Annotated in this window: 18 protein-coding genes; 11 read left to right on the plus strand and 7 right to left on the minus strand. The window is 68.9% G+C overall.

Going from position 1 to position 15,440, the window contains the following annotated elements:
* Window positions 1–50: 50 nt before the first annotated feature.
* The 3 genes from RS84_RS16930 to RS84_RS16940 all read left to right on the plus strand — a co-directional run bounded on the left by RS84_RS16930 (window position 51) and on the right by RS84_RS16940 (window position 2,103).
* A complete protein-coding gene (locus tag RS84_RS16930; RefSeq protein WP_045258904.1) occupies window positions 51–797 on the plus strand; it encodes a PspA/IM30 family protein in 747 nt (248 codons plus the stop codon).
* A 62-nt stretch (window positions 798–859) separates the two neighbouring features.
* Window positions 860–1,663, plus strand: a complete 804-nt coding sequence (locus RS84_RS16935; RefSeq protein WP_045258905.1) for an arginase family protein — start codon at window positions 860–862, stop codon at window positions 1,661–1,663.
* Window positions 1,663–2,103, plus strand: coding sequence for a hypothetical protein (locus RS84_RS16940; RefSeq protein WP_045258906.1), 441 nt, complete (start codon window positions 1,663–1,665; stop codon window positions 2,101–2,103). The genes RS84_RS16935 and RS84_RS16940 overlap by 1 nt, the downstream gene beginning before the upstream one ends.
* Here the strand turns inward: RS84_RS16940 and RS84_RS16945 are convergent.
* Genes RS84_RS16945 through RS84_RS16955 form a run of 3 tightly spaced genes read right to left on the minus strand, consistent with a single transcriptional unit; the run spans window position 2,094 to window position 3,785 of the window.
* Entirely contained in the window at window positions 2,094–2,558 is a 465-nt protein-coding gene (locus RS84_RS16945; protein ID WP_152641865.1) for an SIP domain-containing protein, read from the minus strand. The two genes, RS84_RS16940 and RS84_RS16945, sit on opposite strands and share 10 nt — an antisense overlap.
* A gap of 34 nt (window positions 2,559–2,592) precedes the next feature.
* The gene (locus RS84_RS16950) at window positions 2,593–3,312 is read right to left on the minus strand and encodes a tyrosine-protein phosphatase (RefSeq protein ID WP_045258908.1); all 720 of its coding nucleotides are present in this window, start codon (window positions 3,310–3,312) and stop codon (window positions 2,593–2,595) included.
* Window positions 3,309–3,785: a carboxymuconolactone decarboxylase family protein gene (locus RS84_RS16955; protein WP_045258909.1), complete on the minus strand. Its 477-nt coding sequence runs from the start codon at window positions 3,783–3,785 to the stop codon at window positions 3,309–3,311. Before RS84_RS16955 ends, RS84_RS16950 begins: the two co-directional genes overlap by 4 nt.
* A 171-nt stretch (window positions 3,786–3,956) precedes the next feature.
* On the opposite strand from RS84_RS16955, the gene RS84_RS16960 reads away from it, so the two are divergent.
* The 6 genes from RS84_RS16960 (at window position 3,957) to RS84_RS16985 (ending at window position 9,885) form a co-directional block, all read left to right on the plus strand.
* Window positions 3,957–4,868: an alpha/beta fold hydrolase gene (locus RS84_RS16960; RefSeq protein WP_045258910.1), complete on the plus strand. Its 912-nt coding sequence runs from the start codon at window positions 3,957–3,959 to the stop codon at window positions 4,866–4,868.
* Window positions 4,869–4,958: 90 nt separating this feature from the next.
* Window positions 4,959–6,479 (plus strand): ABC transporter substrate-binding protein, encoded by a 1,521-nt coding sequence (locus tag RS84_RS16965; RefSeq protein WP_045258911.1) that lies wholly within the window; start codon window positions 4,959–4,961, stop codon window positions 6,477–6,479.
* A 7-nt stretch (window positions 6,480–6,486) separates the two neighbouring features.
* Complete coding sequence (locus tag RS84_RS16970) at window positions 6,487–7,437, plus strand: ABC transporter permease (protein WP_045258912.1); 951 nt, start codon at window positions 6,487–6,489, stop codon at window positions 7,435–7,437.
* On the plus strand, window positions 7,437–8,303 hold the full coding sequence (locus RS84_RS16975) for an ABC transporter permease (RefSeq protein WP_045258913.1): 867 nt from the start codon (window positions 7,437–7,439) through the stop codon (window positions 8,301–8,303). The genes RS84_RS16970 and RS84_RS16975 overlap by 1 nt, the downstream gene beginning before the upstream one ends.
* Entirely contained in the window at window positions 8,300–9,091 is a 792-nt protein-coding gene (locus tag RS84_RS16980) for an ATP-binding cassette domain-containing protein (protein WP_045258914.1), read from the plus strand. The genes RS84_RS16975 and RS84_RS16980 overlap by 4 nt, the downstream gene beginning before the upstream one ends.
* On the plus strand, window positions 9,088–9,885 hold the full coding sequence (locus tag RS84_RS16985; protein WP_082062242.1) for an ABC transporter ATP-binding protein: 798 nt from the start codon (window positions 9,088–9,090) through the stop codon (window positions 9,883–9,885). Before RS84_RS16980 ends, RS84_RS16985 begins: the two co-directional genes overlap by 4 nt.
* Here the strand turns inward: RS84_RS16985 and RS84_RS16990 are convergent.
* The 3 genes from RS84_RS16990 to RS84_RS17000 are packed head-to-tail and all read right to left on the minus strand — an operon-like array spanning window position 9,874 to window position 11,982.
* Entirely contained in the window at window positions 9,874–10,485 is a 612-nt protein-coding gene (locus RS84_RS16990; RefSeq protein ID WP_045258915.1) for a GNAT family N-acetyltransferase, read from the minus strand. The genes RS84_RS16985 and RS84_RS16990 overlap by 12 nt on opposite strands.
* Before the next feature lie 4 nt (window positions 10,486–10,489).
* Window positions 10,490–11,200 carry a uracil-DNA glycosylase gene (locus RS84_RS16995; RefSeq protein WP_045258916.1) on the minus strand — a complete coding sequence of 237 codons (711 nt, stop codon included), beginning with the start codon at window positions 11,198–11,200 and terminating at the stop codon, window positions 10,490–10,492.
* Window positions 11,200–11,982, minus strand: a complete 783-nt coding sequence (locus RS84_RS17000; RefSeq protein ID WP_045258917.1) for an SDR family oxidoreductase — start codon at window positions 11,980–11,982, stop codon at window positions 11,200–11,202. Before RS84_RS17000 ends, RS84_RS16995 begins: the two co-directional genes overlap by 1 nt.
* 150 nt (window positions 11,983–12,132) lie before the next feature.
* Between RS84_RS17000 and RS84_RS17005 the strand changes: the two genes are divergently transcribed.
* Window positions 12,133–13,455 carry a bifunctional o-acetylhomoserine/o-acetylserine sulfhydrylase gene (locus RS84_RS17005; RefSeq protein ID WP_045258918.1) on the plus strand — a complete coding sequence of 441 codons (1,323 nt, stop codon included), beginning with the start codon at window positions 12,133–12,135 and terminating at the stop codon, window positions 13,453–13,455.
* 187 nt (window positions 13,456–13,642) lie between these two features.
* The gene (gene metX, locus RS84_RS17010) at window positions 13,643–14,851 is read left to right on the plus strand and encodes a homoserine O-acetyltransferase MetX (RefSeq protein WP_045258919.1); all 1,209 of its coding nucleotides are present in this window, start codon (window positions 13,643–13,645) and stop codon (window positions 14,849–14,851) included.
* Here metX and RS84_RS17015 read toward each other — a convergent pair.
* Window positions 14,837–15,433, minus strand: a complete 597-nt coding sequence (locus RS84_RS17015; RefSeq protein ID WP_045258920.1) for an NUDIX hydrolase — start codon at window positions 15,431–15,433, stop codon at window positions 14,837–14,839. The genes metX and RS84_RS17015 overlap by 15 nt on opposite strands.
* Window positions 15,434–15,440: the final 7 nt, after the last annotated feature.

The following is a 15,440-nucleotide window of genomic DNA, read 5'->3' on the forward strand; positions in this document are numbered from 1 at the left end:
ATAGGCGCACAAGTGAAGATCTCAAGCAGGACCCTCTGAAAGGAAACCGCATGACCAAGCAGTCCATCTTCGGACGAATCTCGACCCTCGTCCGCGCGAACATCAACGCGCTCCTCGACTCCGCCGAGGACCCGCAGAAGATGATCGACCAGCTCGTCCGCGATTACACCAACAACATCGCCGATGCCGAGTCCGCGATCGCAGAGACGATCGGCAACCTGCGTCTGCTCGAGCGCGACCACGAGGAAGACGTCCAGGCCGCCACGGAGTGGGGCAACAAGGCGCTCGCGGCCAGCCGCAAGGCCGACGAGATGCGGGCCGCGGGCAATGCGGCCGACGCCGACAAGTTCGACAGCCTCGCCAAGATCGCGCTGCAGCGTCAGATCAGCTCCGAGCGCGAGGCCTCGGCGGCCGAGCCTCAGATCGCGTCGCAGACCGAGATCGTCGAGAAGCTCAAGTCGGGCCTCAACGGCATGAAGGAGAAGCTCGGCGAGCTGAAGAACAAGCGCAGCGAGCTGCTCGCTCGTGCGAAGGTCGCCGAGGCTCAGACCAAGGTGCAGGACGCGGTCGGCTCGATCAACGTGCTCGACCCCACCAGCGAGCTGGGCCGGTTCGAAGACAAGGTCCGTCGCCAGGAGGCTCTTGCTCAGGGCAAGGCGGAGCTCGCGGCATCCAGCCTCGACGCGCAGTTCGAGAGCCTCGAAGACCTCGGTGAGCTCACCGAGGTCGAGGCACGGCTCGCAGAGCTCAAGGCGGGCGGCAGCACCGCTCCGCGACAGGCCATCGAAGGCTCCTGACACACCCTGCGGATGCCTCGGACCCCGGTCCGGGGCATCCGCTCCTTTCTTTGGAGGCACCCGTGGTGCGTTTCCTGGTCGTCCCGCAGTGGCAGGGCTCCCCCGCCACCCGAGCGATGCTGCTGATCGACGGAGCCACCGCGATCGCCGGTGATCTGCCGCGTGCGGCGACGACGGTGCTCGAAGTCCCCGTGGAAGCAGGTGAATCCCTGGGCACCGGCGTGCGCCGGCTGAGCTCTCTGCTGCGGACGCGAGAAGTGGTCGCAGAGGCGATGTCCGCCGACACCGTGGTGATCGGCGGCGACTGCAGCGTCACGGTCGCCGCTCTCGCAGCTCTCCCGGGCGGGACGGACGATCTCGCCATCGTCTGGTGCGACGCTCACGCCGATATGAACACCCCAGAGACCTCGCCGTCGGGTGCGTTCTCCGGAATGGCGCTGCGCGCCGTGCTCGGCGAAGGAGAGCCCCAGCTCGCGCTCTCCCCCGGCATCCCGCGCGACCGCGTGGTCGCCGTCGGCATGCGCAATCTCGACGACGACGAGGTCTCGCAGGTCGAGGGCCTCACATCGATCTCAGCCTCAGACCTCGATTCGGTGGATGCGGTGGCCGACGCCGTCGTCGCGACCGGCGCCGGCAGGGTCTGGGTGCACATCGACGTCGATGTGCTCGACCCGTCCGAACTCTCCGGCGTCTCCGACGCCGCGCCTTTCGGGGTCACGACCGCAGCCCTCAGTGCCGCGATCCGTCGGCTGCGCGAGCGCGTTCCCCTGGCCGGGGCGACCATCTCGGGGTTCGCGCCCCGCACGCCCGCCGACGCGGTCGACGACCTCGGCGCGCTCCTCAGACTCATCGGCGCCATCGCGTGATGGACGACTGGCGCCCTGCTGCCGAGGCCGCCCTCGCACGCGGACGCCGCTTCGACCGGCGCATCCCCTCGTTCCTGCTGCGCTCTCCGATCAGCCGGGTCGGCTACTGGTGGGGCACTGCGGTCGGATGGCTCTGGGGTTCGCTGTGGAGCACCGGCCCCGTCGAGCGACGGCAGGGTCTCTGGGTCTTCCGCGGAATGCCCAGCTGGACGTACAACCGCGGCGGCGTGTGCGTGGGCGGATGCTTCCTCACCGGCGATGCCCGTCCCAGCGATGCGGTGCTGAAGCACGAAGCGGTCCACAAGGTCCAGTGGCTCCGATACGGGTTCCTGATGCCGGTGCTGTACCTGTTCGCCGGCCGCGACCCGCTGCGCAACCGCTTCGAGATAGAGGCGGGCCTGGAAGACGGCGGCTACGTGCGCCGCGGACGTCAGCGCTGAAGCAGGCCGAAGCGCTCCGGTACCTGGATCTGCGAGGGCTCGACTCCGAGCTCGGAGGTCAGGTGGTCGACGATGTCGGCGGTTCCGAGGAAGCCGCCGAGCAGCGTGACGTGAGTCTCGAGCTCGTCATCGCACAGCATCTCATCGGCCCACGCACACGTCGCCCTGGCAAGCGCCTCACCGGGGGCGCACGCGCGACCGGTGCCAGGTGCGCCTGAGCGGTCCCCGCGAGCGAGCCACGTCACGGTCATGCGACCGGGTGCGTCGACCCGTGAGATGTCGCCGGCTTCGGGCACTTCGATGAAGATGCGCCCCGAGGCGCACAGCGGAAGCGTCGCGAGGAACGCCTCGAGCTCGAGCAGCGAGTTCTCATCGGCGGTCACCAGGTGGTGCGCGCGACGACGTGCTGCGCGGCGTTCCGCGCGCGTGCTGCGAGTCTCGAGAGAGGTGCTCATGATGCCTCTATCGTATCACCCAGCCAAGGCTTGCCTAACCTTCGGACGACGATTCGACCAGAGCGGCCTTCAGGGCGCCGAGTTCTGCATCCGTCATCCCGTTGGCGCGGAGGTATCCGGCAGCCGAGCCCCAACGCTCGTCGATCTTCTCGAGCAGCGCCCGCATCACGGGAGCGGGCGATCGAGTCGCGAGAGCGACCGCGTGCACCGCGTCGGGATGCTGGGCACGCAGATACGCCGCGATGCGCTGCGTGCGCTCCCGCGGCAGGTGAGACTCCGTGAGAGCGTAGTCCGCGATGATCGCGTCGCGATCGGCGTCGACTGCGGCGAGGGCGAGAGCCACGGTGACACCGGTGCGGTCCTTCCCCACCGTGCAGTGAACGAGCGTCGGCTCGCCCCTGGCGATGATCCGGATCGCCTCGACGAGTCGCTCGCCGCTCTCCTCGAGCAGGTGCAGGTAGAGGTCGTCGAGGCTCGTGTCGGCGTCGAAGAAGGAGCGCACTGAGCCGAGGAACAGCGGCAGGTGCGTCGTCGCCGGCCCTTCGATGCCTGTCGGCTCCGCCGCGATCTCCTCGCCGTCACGCAGGTCGACGATGTGTGCGATCAACTCGCTCAGCTCGGTCGCACCGGCAGGTGTCGCACCCGACAGCTGTCCCGACCGGAGGAGCATCCCCGACCGGATGCGGCCACCCGCCGCCGCCATGCCGCCGACGTCCCTGACGTTCGAGACGCCCTCGATGTCGAGGACGGTCATACCTGCGCCTGCGGCGAGCGCGGCGGCACCGGGTAGCGACCCGCGATGACGATCCTGTTGAAGGCATTGATCGAGACGCATGCCCAGCTCAGCGCCGCGTACTCCTTCTCTGTGAACACGCTGCCGACCCGGTCGTAGACCTCGTCTGAGATGCCCTCTTCGGCGATGAACGTGAATGCCTCTGCGAGCTCGAGGGCTGCTCGCTCGCGATCGGTGAACACACCGCTCTCACGCCAAGTCGCGATCTGCATGAGCTCGTCGGCGTCGAGCCCTGCCTTGAGCGCGCGGTCGACATGGATGCGCGTGCAGAAGCTGCACCCGTTGAGCTGGGAGCAGTGCAGCATGACGAGCTCCTTGAGTCGATCGTCGATGCCGTTGGCGGCGCAGATCTCGCCGACGGTCTTCGAGAACTCGTCGAGGGCGTGGTAGGCGGCCGGTTCGGTCTTGGAGAGGTGCACTCGCGTCTCACTCATGCCTCAATGATATTCGCCGCGCCGTCAGCGACGGTCGACAAAGGTTCTCCAGTCGGAATGCAGATCGCTGATCCTACTCGGCGCTCTCCTAGCAAAATAATCACTATTAGCCGCACATTGGTGAGCAGATTGATCTCCGGTTTCGTGGACGGGATGCCCCGGGAGCAGAATATGGACGTGGCGACCGACACCAGCGAGTTCCGCTATCTTCCCGCACAGGCCGACGCTCTCGGCGTTCCGCTCCCCCGCGTCGAGCGGCTCTCGCTCGAGCTTCCCGACGGCCGGATGCTGAGCGCTCTGCGCTTCGGCACCGAACCTCCCCGGGTCACGCTGCTGCACGGCGCGGGACTCAACGCGCACACCTGGGACACCACGGCGCTGGCGCTGCAGCATCCGCTCCTCGCGATCGACCTCGCAGGTCACGGCGACTCCTCATGGCGAGACGACGCCGACTACACCGCCGGCCCGCTCGCCGCCGACGTCGCGCAGGCGCTGGACGCCTGGACGACGCAACCGCAGATCGTCGTCGGCCAGTCCCTCGGCGGGCTCACGGCTGCGGCCCTCGCCGCATCCCGTCCCGACCTCGTGTCCGAGATCATGGTGGTCGACATCACCCCCGGCATCGACGTCACCGCCGGCCCCGCGGCGCTTCGCGCCTTCTACGAGGGGCCGACCGACTTCGCCACCCGTGACGAACTCGTCGACAAGGCGATCTCGCTCGGCTTCGGCGGCACACGCCCTGAGACCGAACGCGGCGTCTTCCTCAACACGCGCATCCGCGACGACGGCCGCGTGGAGTGGAAGCACCACTTCGCCCACCTGGCGGCACAGGCGCTCGCCGCCCACGACGCCGGCACGCCCGCGTCGCCCTCAGCACGACACGAGAGCGGGTGGGGCGACCTGGCTGCCGCCTCCGCGCCGATCACGCTGGTCAGGGCGACAAGAGGCTTCGTGAGCGATGCGGACGCAGCCGAGTTCCAGCGCCGCGTGCCGCCGGCGCGCGTCATCACGATCGACGCCACCCACAACGTGCAGGAGACCGCACCCACCGAACTCGCCGCACTCATCTCCGCCGTTCTGTGACGTTCCGTTCCACATCCCGCCCGTACCCGCTCGCCCTTCTCTAAGCTCGACCCACCGGCACACAGCACCTGCCGACCGAGAGGAAATCCCATGTTCCGTCGCACCCGACGACTCGCGCTGATCTCCGCGATCGCGGCCACCGCCGTGATCCTCAGCGCCTGCACCGGCACCGCCGCTCCCGACCCCGGAGCCACCTCACCCGGAAAGCCCGACCCCGACGCCACGCTGCAGGTCGGCCTCGTTCTCGAGCCGACCAACCTGGACATCCGCCACACCAGCGGCGCCGCCCTCGAGCAGATCCTCATCGACAACATCTACGAGGGCCTGGTCAGCCGCACAGAGGACAACGAGATCGAAGCGCGCCTGGCCTCCGACTACGAGGTGTCCTCCGACGGCCTGACATACACGTTCACTCTGAACGACGGCATCACCTTCCACAACGGCACAGCACTCACCTCCGCCGATGTGGTGGCATCGTATGAAGCCGTCCGCACCGATGCGACGGTGCAGGGCAACGCCGAGTTCGCCGACGTGGCCTCGATCACGGCGCCGGACGCCGCGACCGTGCAGATCGTGCTGAACAAGCCGAACCAGAACTTCCTCTTCTCCCTCACGGGCCCCGCCGGGCTTGTGTTCCAGGCCGGTGACACCACCGACCTCAAGACGGCCGAGAACGGCACCGGTCCGTTCACGCTCACCCGGTGGAGCAAGGGCAACGCCATCACGTTCGCCCGCAACGACTCCTACTGGGGAGAGAAGGCCGGCGTCGCGGAGGTCGAGTTCCAGTACATCCCCGACTTCACGGCCGGCGTGAACACCGCACTCGACGGCGGGGTGCAGGTGCTCACCGCCGTCGACCCGAACCTCGTCTCCGAGTTCGAGGGCACGGACTTCACGCTGACCACCGGCCGCACCACCGACAAGGCCACCCTGGCGTTCAACAACGCCAAGGCGCCCCTCGATGACGTGCGGGTGCGCGAGGCGCTGCGCCTGGCGATCGACCACGAGGCGCTCGTCGAGGCCGTCGGCGCCGGCACCACGCTGTACGGTCCGATCCCCGAGCTCGACCCCGGCTATCAGGACCTGTCCGGCGTGATCTCCTACGACCCGGAGAAGGCCAAGGCGCTCCTCAAGGAGGCAGGCCAGGAAGATCTCGAGCTCACTCTGACGATCCCCTCGTTCTACGGCACCACGGTTCCGAAGGTCCTGATCTCCGACTTCGCGAAGGTCGGCGTCACGCTCGAGGTCGAATCGGTCGAGTTCCCGGCCTGGCTCGAAGACGTCTATACGAACCACGACTACGACCTGAGCTTCGTGCTGCACGTCGAGCCCCGCGACTTCGGCAACTTCGCGAACCCCGACTACTACTTCGGCTACGACAACCCCGAGGTGCAGAGCCTCTACACGAAGGCGCTCGAGACCGTCGACGCCGACGAGTCTGCGAAGCTCCTGGCCGAGGCCGCGAAGATCGTCTCCGAGGACCACGCCGCGGACTGGCTCTACAACGGCGAGACCATCACCGCGGTGAGCCCCGCAGTGTCCGGGTTCCCGAAGGACTCCATCAACTCGCGCATCGACCTCGCCGGCGTCACCGTCAGCACCGAGAAGTAACCGTCAGGTGCTCCGCTACGCGCTCGTCCGAGGGGCCCTGCTCATCGCAGGGCTCCTCGTGTCGAGCGTGCTCATCTTCCTGACGCTCCGGGTCTTCCCCGGAGATGTCGCGCAGCTCATCGCCGGAACCCAGGCGTCCCCCGCGGAGGTCGATGCGCTCCGCGAGTCCCTGGGGCTGAACCGCCCGCTGCCCGCACAGTACGTCGAATGGATCGGCGGCATCCTGCGCGGAGATCTCGGCACCTCGCTGCTCTCGGGAGCATCCGTGGGTGAAGAGCTCGCCCTCAAGGCGCAGGTGACGGTTCCGCTCGGGCTGCTCGCGCTCCTGATCGCCGTTGTGATCGCCGTGCCCTTCGGAATCCTGTCGGCGCTGCTGCGCGGACGCCGCACCGGCACCGCGCTCAGTGTGGGCGCGCAGGCGCTCGCCGCCGTGCCCGTCGTATGGGCAGGCATGATGCTGATCGTCGTGTTCTCGGTGTGGCTGGGCGCTCTGCCGCCCCAGGGCTTCCCCCGGACCGGCTGGTCCACCCCCGGGAAGGCGCTGGAGTCGCTCCTGCTCCCTGCCCTCACGATCGGCATCGTCGAGGGCGCCATGCTCATGCGATTCGTCCGCAGCGCGACCCTGCAGGCGGCCGGTCAGGACTTCGTCCGCACCGCCGCGGCAAAAGGCCTCACCCGCACGCGCGCACTGATCCAGCACGGCATCCCTGCCGTCGGCCTGTCCATCATCACCGTGCTCGGACTCCAGATCGCCGGAATCATCGTCGGCTCGGTGGTGATCGAGCAGCTGTTCACGCTCCCCGGCATCGGACGGATGCTGGTCGCCGACGTGGGCACGCGCGACCTCATCAAGGTGCAGAGCGAGCTGCTGGTGCTCACAGGGTTCGTGCTGGTCGTCGGATTCGTCGTCGACCTGCTGCACCGCGCCATCGACCCCCGGCAGCGGGAGGCGTCGTGATGCCGCTCTGGCTCCGCCGCCTGTGGGCGACATCGACCGGATGCTTCGGCGTGATCGTCGTGTCGATCATCGCGCTGCTCGCACTGGCGTCGCTGATCTGGACGCCATTCGACCCGCAGGCCTCGGAGATCAAGGACCGCTGGATGCCGCCGGGCTGGCCGCACCTGCTCGGCACCGACGATACCGGCCGGGACATCCTCAGTCTGATCATGGCGGGCGCGCGCACCACCGCGTTCGTCAGCATCGGAGCGGGCGTGGTCGCGACCCTCGTCGGCATCGCTCTGGCGGCTCTCGGGGCACTCACCGCCCGCTGGCTGCGCGAGACGATCGCGGTGCTGGTGGACATCCTGATCGCCTTCCCCGTGCTGCTCATCGCCATGATGATCTCCTCCGTGTGGGGCGGCTCGCTCTGGGTCGTGATCTGGTCGGTCGGGATCGGCTTCGGCGTGAACATCGCCCGCGTCACTCGCCCCGAGCTCCGAAGGGTGCAGCAGAGCGACTTCGTGCTCGCCGCACGCGCCTCAGGCCTCACGACAGGCCAGAGCCTGATTCGACACCTGCTCCCCAACGTCGCCCCGGTGTTCATCGTGCAGCTGTCATGGTCGATGGCGGTCGCCGTGCTCGCCGAGGCGGGCCTGTCGTACCTCGGCTTCGGCGCGTCCGTGACAGAGCCCAGCTGGGGACTGCTGCTCGCGGATCTGCAGCGCTACATCGGGGTGCATCCGCTCTCTGTGATCTGGCCAGGCCTCGCCATCACGATCACGGTGCTGGCGCTCAACCTCCTGGGCGACGGGCTGCGCGAGGCGACGGATCCCACCCTGCGCCATCGCGCCGCCGAGGTGCACACACCGGGGGTGGTCGCATGAGCCTGAGTGTGCACGACCTCGTGCTCGAGATCGACGGACGCCGGGTCGTCGACGGGATCTCCTTCGATGTCCCTGACGGCTCGAGACTCGGCCTGATCGGCGAATCGGGGTCGGGCAAGTCCCTCACAGCCCTCGCGGTGCTCGGGCTGCTGCCCGACGGGGCCCGAGCGAGCGGCAGCATCCGCTGGAACGGCACAGAGCTGATCGGCATGCCCGACCGCGAACTCGCGACGCTGCGCGGCGACGACATCGGCATCGTGTTCCAGGAGCCGCGCACAGCCCTGAATCCGATCCGCACGGTCGGCCGGCAGATCGCCGAGTCGATCCGCATCCACACCGGCATCGGGCGCCGTGAGGCGCGCGAGCGCGCCATCGCCGAGGCCGCACGCGTGCGCCTTCCCGATCCGGAGCGCATCGTCGATCGGTATCCGCATCAGCTCTCGGGCGGCCAGCGGCAGCGCGTCGCGATCGCGATGGCCCTCGCGTGCCGCCCGAAACTCCTGATCGCCGACGAGCCGACCACGGCGCTGGATGTCACGATCCAGGCAGAGATCCTCCGGCTGCTCCTCGACCTCGTGGAGAACGAGGGCATGTCGCTGATGTTCATCACGCACGACCTGGCCGTGCTCGCACAGGTCGCGACCGAGGGCGTCGTGCTCGAGCACGGGCACGTCGTCGAGTCGGCATCCGTTGAGACGCTGCTCACGGCGCCGTCGTCTCCGATCACGCAGGGACTGCTGCGCGACGCGACAGCGACACTCTGGCGACCGGACGGAGGCCAGGAATGAGCCTGATCGAGACCCGTGGCCTGAGCCGGGAGTTCGTCGTGCCCAAGCGGTCGGCGTGGGAGCGCACGCGCACGCAGACCGCGCTCGCTCCGACCGATCTCGACGTCGTCGAAGGATCATCGGTCGGGATCATCGGAGAGTCCGGATCGGGCAAGTCCACACTGGTCAAGCTGCTGCTCGGCCTCGATCGTCCGACGGCGGGCACCGTGACGATCGACGGACGAAGAGTCGATGCGGCGGCGTCCGCTCGTTCCCTGCACTGGTTGCGCCGGCGCACCGGGCTCGTCTTCCAGGACCCCTATGCCTCGCTCGACCCGCGGATGACCGCAGCGCAGATCATCGGCGAGCCGCTGTGGGCCCTGGGCATCGAGGAGGAGGATCATCCGGCGAGGATCAGGGAGGTCCTCGAGCAGGTGGGTCTGGAAGCGGGGATGGCCGATCGCTATCCGCACGAGTTCTCCGGAGGCCAGCGCCAGCGCATCGCCCTGGCGCGCGCCATCGTGCACCGACCGAGCATCCTGGTCGGCGACGAGCCGCTGTCGGCGCTCGACGTCACCGTGCGGGCGCAGATCCTCGCGCTGCTGATGGAGCTGCGCCGAGATGCCGGTCTCACCCTGGTCATGGTCTCGCACGACATCGGCGTGGTCCAGAACCTGTGCGACACGGTCGTCGTCATGAAGGACGGCCTGATCGTGGAGCGCGGCTCGACCGAAGAGGTCCTGCGGCATCCGCAGGAGGCCTACACGAAGGCGCTGCTGGCGGCGATCCCGGTGATCCCCGGTTCAGCGGCCTGAGCCGAAGAGCTTGCGTCGCCGCACCGGCTTCAGAGCCTTCTTCATGTAGATCGTGCCGAGATCGCGGCCGAACTTGTGCCCCACTCGGCCCATGCGCCCCGCCTCGACGAATCCGAGCTTGGCGTGCAGTCGGATCGACGCCTCCGCCTTGCTGTCGCTGATCACGGCCACCATCTCGCGGATGCCGCGCTGCTCGCACGCGTCGATCAGCGCCTGCAGCAGCACGGCGCCGAGGCCCTTGCCTCCGGCACCGGGGCCCAGGTAGATCGAGTCCTCGACCGTGTAGCGGTAGGCGTTCTTGCCCGCCCAGGGCTGCGCGACCGCGTAGCCGAGAACAACCCCGCCGGGCGATACGGCCACGAGAAAGGGCAGCTGCAACCGGGTGAGCAGCGCGAACTTCTCACGCCAGTACGGGATGCTGCTGCGCCCCTCATCGAGGGTCACGACGGAGTTGCTCACGAAGTGGTTGTAGATCTCGCGGATGTGCGGGAGATCGGACGCCCTGGCAGGACGGATCGCATACGCGAACACCTCCGGGGCCGCAACCGGACGCAGGTGACGCGGCAGCACGCGCCGTCGATCGCCGGGTTCGAACTGCATGCGCTCAGCCTAGAGCGTGCTCGCCGAAGACGCGCCAGTCGACCGGCTGCGCTCCCTGCTGCTCGAGCAGCGCGTTCGCCCTGGAGAACGGCCGCGAGCCGAAGAAGCCGCGACTGGCCGAGAGCGGAGAGGGATGCGCCGATGCGATCGTCGGCGTGTCGCCGAGGAGGGACTGGAGGCCTGCGGCGTCCCTCCCCCACAGGATCGCGACGAGCGGGCGCTCGCGCGCCACGAGCGCACGGATCGCGAGCTCGGTGACCTTCTCCCAGCCCCAGCCCCGGTGCGACGCCGCCTCGCCGGGACGCACCGTGAGCACGCGGTTCAGGAGCAGCACGCCCTGATCGCTCCACGCCGTGAGGTCGCCGTGGGGCGCCGGAGGGAGGCCGAGATCGTCCTGACGCTCCTTGTAGATGTTGCCGAGGCTCCTCGGCACCGGGCGCACCTCGCGGTCCACCGCGAACGACAGCCCGATGGGGTGCCCGGGCGTCGGATAGGGATCCTGTCCGGTGATCAGGACCTTGACGTCGGCGAGAGGGCGCTGGAATGCGCGGAGCACGTGCGGCCCCGCAGGCAGATAGCCTCTGCCGGCGGCCTGTTCCTCACGCAGCCGCTGCCCGAGCTCGGTGATCAGAGGCTGTGCGGGCGCGAGAGCCTCGGCCCAGCCCTGATCGATCTGCCCGTCTGCTGCCAGCTCGGCGAGAGTGCGGCCGGGCATCACTCGCCCGTGCGCACGCGCAGCGGCCCGCGTGCGAGCAGGTGGTTCGCCGACTGCGCGACCGGGCGCATCGTGATCAGGTCGAGGTTCACGTGTCCTGGTGCATCGAGCGCGTAGGCGATGACGTCGGCGACATCGGAGGCCTCCAGCGGCGCCTCGACGCCCGAGTAGACGGCCTCCGCGGCGATCGCGTCGCCCCGGAGACGGTTGAGCGCGAACTCCTCGGTGTGCACCATGCCCGGTGCGATCTCGGAGACCCGGATGGGCTCGCCGTTCAGTTCGAGGCGCAGGGCGTGCACGAGCATCGCCTGCGCGGCCTTGGCCGCGTTGTAGCCGCCGCCTCCGGCGTAGGCGACCTGCGCAGCGGTCGATGTGACGAACACGGTGTCGGCGTGGCCGTCGGCCGCGGCCGTGCGACGAAGGAGAGGCAGGAATCCTGCGACGAGGCGCTGGCTGGCGAGCACGTTCGCGTCGTACATCCACTGCCAGTCGTCCACGGATGCGTCCTCGACGCGGTCGGTGCCGCGAGCGCCTCCGGCCACCTGCACCAGAGCGTGCACCGGCCCTGTGTCTGCGACCTCCGACACGAGCTCCGCGACGGCATCCGCGTCCGTCAGGTCGCAGGCGATCACCTGCGCACCGGTCTCCTCGGCGAGCGCCGCCAGGCGGTCAGCGCGCCGGGCGACGCCGACGACATCCCATCCCCGGGCTCGCAGGGCGCGCACCGTCGCCTCGCCGATCCCGGAACTCGCACCCGTCACCACTGCACGCCTGTTCACCATGCCTCCACCGTACGACGTTCCGCCTCGGAACACGGAAGCGGGGTTGTTACGTCACATTTCCCATCCGTTGTTGACAGACGAGCTTGTTCCGTACTCTCTCAGCAACGGCATCCGCCGCCCTTCCGCTTTTCACGTTCCAGGGGGAACAACATGTCCGCACCCGAGACCTGGCGTTTCGAGACCAAGCAGATCCACTCCGGCGCCGCTCCCGACCCGGTGACCAAGGCTCGTGCCACGCCGATCTACCAGACCACGTCCTACGTGTTCGACAGTGCGGACCACGCCGCGAACCTCTTCGCGCTCGCGGAGTTCGGCAACATCTACACCCGCATCCAGAACCCCACGCAGGACGTGCTCGAGCAGCGTCTCGCGGCCCTCGAGGGCGGCACGGGTGCGCTGGTGCTCTCGAGCGGCCAGGCCGCGTCGACCTTCGCGATCCTGAACATCGCCGAGGCGGGCGACCACTTCGTCGCATCGAGCTCGATCTACGGCGGCACCTACAACCTCTTCAAGTACACGCTCGCCAAGCTCGGCATCGAGGTCACGTTCGTCGAGAACCAGGACGACCCCGAGGAGTGGCGTCGCGCCGTCCGCCCGAACACGAAGCTGTTCTTCGCCGAGACGATCGGCAACCCGCAGATCAACGTGCTCGACATCCGCACGGTCGCGGACATCGCACACGAGAGCGGTGTGCCGCTCATCGTCGACAACACGATCGCGACCCCGTACCTGATCCGCCCGTTCGAGCACGGCGCCGACATCGTCATCCACTCGGTCACGAAGTTCCTCGGCGGTCACGGCACCACGATCGGCGGTGCGATCATCGACGGCGGAACGTTCGAGTGGTCGAAGAACGTCGACAAGTTCCCGGGCCTCACCGTTCCGGACCCCTCCTACCACGGCGCGAGCTACACCACGGCTGTCGGCGACCCGCTGGCCTACATCATCAAGGCGCGCGTGCAGCTGCTCCGCGACCTCGGATCGGCCATCGCCCCGCAGAGCGCCTGGAACCTGATCCAGGGCATCGAGACGCTGTCGCTGCGCATCGAGCGCCACGTGCAGAACGCGCAGGAGATCGCCGAGTGGCTCGATAACCGCGACGATGTCGCGACGGTCAACTACTCCGGCCTGCCCTCGTCCCCGTGGTATGCGGCGGCGAACACCTACGCGCCCAAGGGCGTCGGCGCCGTGCTCTCGTTCGAGCTCAAGGGCGGTGTCGAGGCCGGGCGCGAGTTCGTGAACAGCCTGTCGCTGTTCAGCCACCTCGCCAACATCGGCGATGTGCGCTCGCTCGTCATCCACCCGGCGTCCACCACGCACGCGCAGCTCACCCCTGAGCAGCAGCTGACCGCCGGCGTCACGCCCGGCCTCGTGCGCCTGTCTGTGGGCATCGAGAACATCGAGGACCTCAAGGCCGACCTCGACCAGGCTCTCGCCGCGGCGCGCCGCGTGTCGGAGGCCGCTCGCGCCTGAGGCCCCTGAGCCGGGCCCACGCGCCCCGAGGCTCGGCCCAGCGCGCAGCGATGGGCGGAGTGGGCGTGGGGATCGAAGGGCTCCTCCTCAGAGGCAGAGGTGCCCCGGACTCCGGTCCGGGGCACCTCTTCCTCTACGACGGCGTAACCTTCGCCGGACCGCCCGTGCGCCGGGCGAGAATGGAACCATGGACTGGCAGACGACCTCGGAAGACACGGTGCCCTCGGCGCCGGTGACGGAGGCCGACGTCCGCCTGCTCCGCGCGAGGCCGCCGGCGACCGGCGCGTGGCGCGACGGCGATCCGATCGGAGGGCGTCAGTTCGCCTCCTCCGGCCCGTTCCGCACCGAGAGCGGCGCAGAGCTGCCCGGCATCCGCCTGGCCTTCGAGACCTGGGGCGAGCTCAACGAGGCCCGCGACAACGCGATCCTCGTGCTGCACGCGCTCACCGGCGACAGCCACGTCCGCGGGGATGCCGGAGCGGGTCACCCCACAGCGGGCTGGTGGGAGGACATCGTCGGGCCCGGCGCGCCGCTGGACACCGAACGATGGTTCGTGATCGCGCCGAACATGCTGGGCGGATGCCAGGGCTCGACGGGCCCCGCGAGCATCGCCCCGAACGGCTACGAGTGGGCCTCGCGGTTTCCGTACCTCACGATCCGCGACCAGGTGGCCGCGCAGGTGCGCCTCGCGGACGCACTCGGCATCGACGCCTGGGCCGCGGTCATCGGCGGCTCGATGGGCGGCATGCACGCTCTCGAGTGGTCGATCATGCACCCCGAGCGGGTCGAGCGGCTCGCCGTGCTCTCCTCCCCTCCGATCACGACGGCAGATCAGATCGCCCTCAACACGGTGCAGCTCGAGACCATCCGCATGGACCCGCGGTTCCTGGGCGGCGAGTACTACGACCTCTCCGACGGCGACGGCCCGCACAAGGGCCTCGCACTCGCTCGCCGCATGGCGCTGCTGAACTACCGCAGCCCGATCGAGCTCAACCAGCGCTTCCAGCGGTCCTGGCAGTCGGACGTCTCCCCGCTCGGGCACGGCGGACGCTTCGCCGTGGAGTCGTACCTCGACTTCCACGGCAACAAGTTCACCCGCCGTTTCGACGCCAACAGCTATGTGGCCCTCGTCGAGGCGATGAACTCGCACGACGTCGGACGCGACCGCGGTGGCGTCGAGGAGGCGCTGCGCACCGTGACCGCGAAGACGCTCGTGCTCGGCATCGACAGCGACCGGCTCTTCCCCGTCGACGGGCAGCACCGCATCGCGCGCAGCATCCCGAACACCCTCGACGGCAACGAGGCTGTGGTGCTGACCAGCGACTTCGGGCATGACGGCTTCCTCATCGAGACCGATGCCGTCGGCAGGCACCTGAGCCGGCTACTCCGCGCGTAGCCGCCACGGCAGTTCACGCGTCTCGAGCCGGAGCCCCTCCCACACGAACGCGGTGCCGTCGACTCGGGTCGCGAAGCTGCGGTGGCGGCCGGCCGCGGCGAGCACCGCTGAGACGTCGCCGAAGGTCGTGAGATCGTGCAGGGTCATCCAGGTCGGCGGAAACATCGTCCACGCCCCCGCCGCGTGCTGATCCAGCGCTGCTGCCGGGGTGATCCAGACGTGCTCGACGACCTCGTCTGCTGCGGCGTGCACGTCATCACCCGCAGCCCGGGCAACGAAGAACCAGGTTCGGATGCGACGCGGAGCCTCGGGGGGAGGTACCCAGCGCGACAGCGCCACGAGGTCGCTGACGACGAGCCCGACCTCTTCGAAGGTCTCCCGGATGCCTGCTCTTCTCGCATCGTCGGCCTCCGACGAATCCGGCATCCGATCGATGTCCTCGACCTTGCCGCCGGGGAACACCCATGCCCCGCCGAACGATCCGCGCTCAGGGCGCCGCATCAGCAGCACCTCCATGCCGTGCGCTCCCGTGCGCAGCAGGACGACCGTTCCCGCGACCGGCAGCTCTTCGGGGACGTCCATCCCCTCA

The sequence above is a fragment of the Microbacterium hydrocarbonoxydans genome, assembly GCF_000956475.1.
Classification (GTDB): domain Bacteria; phylum Actinomycetota; class Actinomycetes; order Actinomycetales; family Microbacteriaceae; genus Microbacterium; species Microbacterium hydrocarbonoxydans_A.

Bases quoted from the DNA above. Each gene is read 5' to 3' on its own strand.
- RS84_RS16975 (WP_045258913.1), top strand. From the start codon at position 7,437: ATGCCGCTCTGGCTCCGCCGCCTGTGGGCGACATCGACCGGATGCTTC.
- RS84_RS16995 (WP_045258916.1), bottom strand. From the start codon at position 11,200: ATGCCCGGCCGCACTCTCGCCGAGCTGGCAGCAGACGGGCAGATCGAT.
- metX (WP_045258919.1), top strand. From the start codon at position 13,643: ATGGACTGGCAGACGACCTCGGAAGACACGGTGCCCTCGGCGCCGGTG.
- RS84_RS16985 (WP_082062242.1), top strand. From the start codon at position 9,088: ATGAGCCTGATCGAGACCCGTGGCCTGAGCCGGGAGTTCGTCGTGCCC.
- RS84_RS16930 (WP_045258904.1), top strand. From the start codon at position 51: ATGACCAAGCAGTCCATCTTCGGACGAATCTCGACCCTCGTCCGCGCG.
- RS84_RS16940 (WP_045258906.1), top strand. From the start codon at position 1,663: ATGGACGACTGGCGCCCTGCTGCCGAGGCCGCCCTCGCACGCGGACGC.
- RS84_RS16945 (WP_152641865.1), bottom strand. From the start codon at position 2,558: ATGAGCACCTCTCTCGAGACTCGCAGCACGCGCGCGGAACGCCGCGCA.
- RS84_RS16965 (WP_045258911.1), top strand. From the start codon at position 4,959: ATGTTCCGTCGCACCCGACGACTCGCGCTGATCTCCGCGATCGCGGCC.
- RS84_RS17015 (WP_045258920.1), bottom strand. From the start codon at position 15,433: ATGGACGTCCCCGAAGAGCTGCCGGTCGCGGGAACGGTCGTCCTGCTG.
- RS84_RS16950 (WP_045258908.1), bottom strand. From the start codon at position 3,312: ATGACCGTCCTCGACATCGAGGGCGTCTCGAACGTCAGGGACGTCGGC.
- RS84_RS16980 (WP_045258914.1), top strand. From the start codon at position 8,300: ATGAGCCTGAGTGTGCACGACCTCGTGCTCGAGATCGACGGACGCCGG.
- RS84_RS17000 (WP_045258917.1), bottom strand. From the start codon at position 11,982: ATGGTGAACAGGCGTGCAGTGGTGACGGGTGCGAGTTCCGGGATCGGC.
- RS84_RS16960 (WP_045258910.1), top strand. From the start codon at position 3,957: ATGGACGTGGCGACCGACACCAGCGAGTTCCGCTATCTTCCCGCACAG.
- RS84_RS16990 (WP_045258915.1), bottom strand. From the start codon at position 10,485: ATGCAGTTCGAACCCGGCGATCGACGGCGCGTGCTGCCGCGTCACCTG.
- RS84_RS16955 (WP_045258909.1), bottom strand. From the start codon at position 3,785: ATGAGTGAGACGCGAGTGCACCTCTCCAAGACCGAACCGGCCGCCTAC.
- RS84_RS17005 (WP_045258918.1), top strand. From the start codon at position 12,133: ATGTCCGCACCCGAGACCTGGCGTTTCGAGACCAAGCAGATCCACTCC.